Annotated in this window: 5 protein-coding genes; all 5 read right to left on the bottom strand. The window is 58.5% G+C overall.

Going from position 1 to position 4,705, the window contains the following annotated elements; all coding sequences use genetic code 11:
• Positions 1 to 431: 431 nt before the first annotated feature.
• Positions 432 to 692: a hypothetical protein gene (locus tag OH705_RS26730; RefSeq protein WP_267303374.1), complete on the bottom strand. Its 261-nt coding sequence runs from the start codon at positions 690 to 692 to the stop codon at positions 432 to 434.
• Positions 689 to 997: a hypothetical protein gene (locus OH705_RS26725; protein ID WP_416383596.1), complete on the bottom strand. Its 309-nt coding sequence runs from the start codon at positions 995 to 997 to the stop codon at positions 689 to 691. The genes OH705_RS26730 and OH705_RS26725 overlap by 4 nt, the downstream gene beginning before the upstream one ends.
• A gap of 50 nt (positions 998 to 1,047) precedes the next feature.
• Positions 1,048 to 1,479, bottom strand: coding sequence for a lysozyme (locus OH705_RS26720; RefSeq protein ID WP_267303372.1), 432 nt, complete (start codon positions 1,477 to 1,479; stop codon positions 1,048 to 1,050).
• A 58-nt stretch (positions 1,480 to 1,537) separates the two neighbouring features.
• A complete protein-coding gene (locus OH705_RS26715; RefSeq protein WP_323873503.1) occupies positions 1,538 to 1,981 on the bottom strand; it encodes a tail fiber assembly protein in 444 nt (147 codons plus the stop codon).
• Between the two features lie 1,929 nt (positions 1,982 to 3,910).
• The coding region (locus OH705_RS26710) for a DUF1983 domain-containing protein (protein ID WP_267303371.1) at positions 3,911 to 4,705 on the bottom strand (795 nt) is incomplete at its 5' end.

Raw genomic sequence — 4,705 nt, 5'->3', positions numbered from 1 at the left:
CGCGCTCTCGACGGCGAACAAGGAGGAAGTACATGCGGCACCAATACTGTATATCGATACAGTATTTGACCATTCAACCGGATTGCAGAGCGAGTACCGCCTGGCGGATCTCTCGATCAGTGACGCGCCAAGGACAGAGGATTCAAGGTTGATCGCTGGAAATCGGACAAAGCCCTGCACGCGGAGTCCGCCGCTTGCCGCAAACGCTCTATTTCCTCGACCGGAGCGCCACCATCTTTTGCATCGTGGTAGGCGCGCAACGCCTCCAACGCATTGCGGATGAGCGGCTCACCGGCGGCTACTACATCGTCGCTCACTTGCCTCATGGTCGTTTCTTCCCTGGCAACAAGGACTTTCCAGTATAGGGCGAGCGAAGCGTGTAACAGCCACCGGCGACCAGCGGCCCGCGTAGAACGAGCAGCCGAAATACCCTATCGGCAAGCGGTCACGGCCGCCTCCAGCTGCTTCTCGTATCCGATCCGCTGCCGACGCTCGGCCAGCAGTGCGCGCACCTTCACCTCCAGGCTGTCGCTCTTGCGCAGACCGGCAGCAGCCCACGGCGGCACCGCGACCTCGGGCGCCCGGCACGGCACCTGCACCGGAACCTCGACGCGCACGTACTGCACCTGCGGCTCAGCACGACCACTGCAGCCGGCCAAAGCCAGCGCCAGCACGAACACCAGCATCCTCATAGGCCAAGCTCCTGGTCGATGATCGAGGTGGCGGCGGCGCATTGATCGCCACCGGTGCGCTCCTGTTGCAGCCGATTCGCCGCGGCGAAGTCCCCCTGCGCGCTGGCCGCCGCCTCGTCCACGGCCTGCGCCGCCCTGGCCTGGCGCTCGTTCGCGGCCAGGGTCAGGGCACCCAGGGCCTTGCCCTGCTCCGCTGCCAGCCCAGCGAGGTTGTCGCGGGCTGCTTTGCACGTGGCCACCTGGTCCTGCTCGGTGTCGAGCAGCGGGCGGAAGTGGCTGGTGGTGGCCCAGGCGCCCACGGCCATGCCGAGCACGATCAGCAGGCCGGCGCCGGCGAGGCGCCCTGCCAAAGTGCTCACGCAGCCCCCAGGAACAGATCACGCTCAGCGGCCCGGCGGCGGACGAGACCCGGCAGAACCTTGCCCCCCGCCTTGTTCCACCGCGGGAACTGCTCAGCGGCGGCGGCATAGTTCCCGGCATTGAGCAGGCGCCGCAGCGTTGAGGACTCGAGGTTCGCCGCACCCAAGTTGTAGGTGAAGCTGATCAGGGCGTCCCACTGGTCCTGGTTCAACTCCGCCGTTACCAAACGCTGCACCTCCGGCTCGAAGCGCTGCACATCGTTCAGCAGCATTCGCTCGGCCTGCTCCTTGCTGATCGACATGCCGGCCTTCACGCCCCTGGTGGTGCCGTAGCCGATGGTCCAGACGCCGACGGCATCCTGGTAGGCCTGCAGACGCAGACCTTCGAACGACTTGATTAGGCTCAAGCCGCGTTGCGATGTACGCATGGGTTTTCTCCAGGCAAAAAAATACCGCCTCTCGGGCGGTCGGTGGGTTTGGTGTGGATCAGGCCGGCGGCGCGGGCCAGTCGATTTCAGCTGGGTAACCAGGCTGATCAGGCAAGCGGTTCAGCGCCACGCGGTAGCGCTTCCATTCTTTCAGCCGCAGGGCCTCGGCCTCGGTCGCTTCGTCCAGGTCGACCGCGTCCTGCAGCGGGGCGATCGCCTGGTCTGCCTTTGACCTTTCAGCTTTGATTCGCTCTTCAGCGGAGGTGACTGCCCTGCGCAATTCAAATTCTGCGACCTGTTCCTGAGTGGCTAGATTCCACCCCAGCACGACAGATGTTGAATATTCAACGACTTCTCCGTTTGTGTATGCTTTAGGTTTGAAGAACTCGGCAATTTCGGCATCGGACATCCTAACCAAGCTCTCATGAATAAAATCGTCCTGACTCCCGTCTGCCTCGAAAGCAAAAACTTCATCGGATCTAGGGTCCTTGAAATACTTCATCAACGCAGCTCCAGCCAATTGAAGAGAGCGGCAGTTCCATTCGCTATAGTGATACTATAACTCGCACCAGGCGGAACAATACCAGTTACTGTAGGAATGTAAGCTCCCGAACCAGCTGCATAGGCACCGCGTAGTACTTTACCGTCGATACTCAAAAACGGAGATACGCTAGCAGCGCTAGTTGGACCAACTAGTGCGGTCACTTGTATTGGCCTGCCGGTGGCGTTGACATAAGCGACCCCAAGCTGACGCGAGGATGTGAGATCTTGCCAAGACTGGCCTACTCCGATATCGCCAATTCCTAAAGACGTCTTAGCCCCGGCTGAAGTGGATGAGCCGGTGCCGCCTTGGGCGACACTCAGTGGTGTCGTTAACCCCCCGAGCGAGGTGATGTCACTATTCGCACCGCGCACAGCGGCGCCTATGTTCACACGCAGGGCTGCAACGTCAACAGGGTTGCCGAGCAAGGCCAACGTGCTACCGAACTGTTGGACAAGCTGCCGTAACTGGTCCGCTGATTCCTTCACGTAGCCTTGCATCGGCGCAAGGCCATAGGAACCGGCCGCAACTGTTGGCCCTTGATATGCCGGAAGGATGCTCAGAACAGTAGCGCTAGCGATGTTCGCAACTTCGTACCATTGGCCGTTAGGGCCTTGGAAAGCATCGCCAACCCTCGAATTCAGCGCGAAGTCAGTAGATGTCCCCGTGACAGTGGTCTGGCCGCTAGTTACCGACACTGTGCCTTGTCTATACCATGGCATTGAATTCCCCTTTTAGTTGAATGGAAATGGGAGGCCCGAAGTTCTTATTACGAGCGCTTGCGGCAAAAGCGCTGGAATCTGTCGCCAATACACATAAGGGAAACTGCCAGTGATGGCCCTTGTTGTAGCTGCTGCCACGGTAAACATGAACCTGACCCCGCCGTTGTACCCACAACAGCCCTCTTGACTCCCATACTCAAAGCCGCCATCTCCCGCCGCCGAGCCGTTACATCCGGCTGACCTTGTAAATGTGATTGCCGCAGCGAGCTCTCCTGCTACCACAGGAACGTCAACATACGACTTCATTTGAAAATACGAGCCGTTAACTGGTCCTATCATCGAGTTGTAACCACCGGCATATGCGGTATAACGGTAATCGAAACTAGGGGATACCAGTGGCCCAGGACCAGGTGCAGTAACCGCTGCGATAATGTTAAGAGGAGGCATGCCCGAGTTGAATGTTAAGCCCCAAGGACTTTCCCTAAAGCACTTAAGGCCAGTGATTGGCCCGTCATCAGTCATGAGATCAAATACATATGCCTTGGTCGCTGCTGTTGCCCCAACGAAGAGAAGAGTCTTCACGCCGCCTACTAGCATTTCCCCGCACGGGCTTCCATCTCCCACAAGAAATGCTATCGGCGAGGCCCATGTAGAAAGAGAAATGCCATAGATTGGCTCACGCGGATTCGAGTCGTCATTCCAATTCGCCCCATTGTTAGGATCAAGCTGGGCTGACCGCAAGTATTTTTGCGGCCAGTATGCAACAAACTGAAGATTGCCACTCTTCCGCAAACCATAGCAAATCAGGTCGGTATCAAAAAGCTTTTGCTGGTCAGATTCTCTGTAAGCAACAAATTTACCAGTCATTAATAGTACCCATAATAGATGCGACAGTTCGCCGAAAAGTACCCCCAATTATTGGTGCTGTATGAGTACGCCCAAGTCATCGTGTCGCCTGAGATGCTGACGCCTGGCCTTTTCCCTTTCTCCCTATTCATGTCAACTAGCGAAACGATCATGTAGAGACGTTTCCGGCCTGCAGGTACTGGAGGCAATGTTGTGCTTCCATTGGCGCCACCAGTCACGACGCTTCCCTGCATCTGACTGATGAGCACAGTCATGTCGGTGATGAGCGAGCCGTCTTGTGCGAAGGCAAGAAATCCTGTGCTCATATGCCAATACCCATCTTCGTGGCCGGGTTACCGCTGGCGTAGTAAGTGTTGACTTGGCCGTTGGTGATCAACGTGGAGCCTGTCGAGTCCTGCCCACGCACGGTGAATGATCCGGTCACCATGTTCAGCTCAATCAGCGGCAGTCCTTGTGAGTTAACCGCTTGCGACCGCAGTGTCATACCGAGGACGATCTGCTGGATGTAGGCCGTGTTGATGAACGCTTGGTTGATGAACACCTGCCCGCCCTGGACCACGAACGGTGAGGACAGCGTGCCGTTGATGTTGTTCACCACTGCGAACCGGTCGGCGGACACCAGGAAGGTGCTCTGCAGACCGGCCGGACCGTTCTCGATGCCAAGCCCGATACCGCCGGCGACGTACTGCCCCTGCGCATTCAGCTGCATCTTGACCGACCACATCGCGCTGGCCTTGCCTTCGAAGTTCGCCTGGGCCTGGCTTACCGTCTGCACTGCTGCGTTGGTCTCGCCAACCTTGGCTTCGAGCGTTTCCGAGCTGCGCGCCAAAGCATCTGTCTCGGTGGCCCGCACGAGCTGCTCACGGGCGATCGCTGCGGTCGAGTCCCAGAGCTTCAAGGCGCCAGCAAGATCGCCGTCAGGGTCGTCATCGCGAGCAGATGCGCGCAGGACTTGCACGCTTTCAGCCGTGGACGTGACCTTTCCATCTACCTCCTCGATCTTGGTAGTGTTGGTCTGGACCTGCTGAGCCAGGCCGTTTGCCGCCTCGATGGACTGGCCTACGTCGACCCACAAGGCGGGATTCGGCGGAGCACT

Source organism: Pseudomonas sp. BJa3, assembly GCF_026343815.1.
Taxonomy (GTDB): Bacteria; Pseudomonadota; Gammaproteobacteria; order Pseudomonadales; family Pseudomonadaceae; genus Aquipseudomonas; species Aquipseudomonas soli.
The sequence above is the reverse complement of the archived record's forward strand: the minus strand, read 5'-3'. Positions and strand labels throughout refer to the sequence as shown.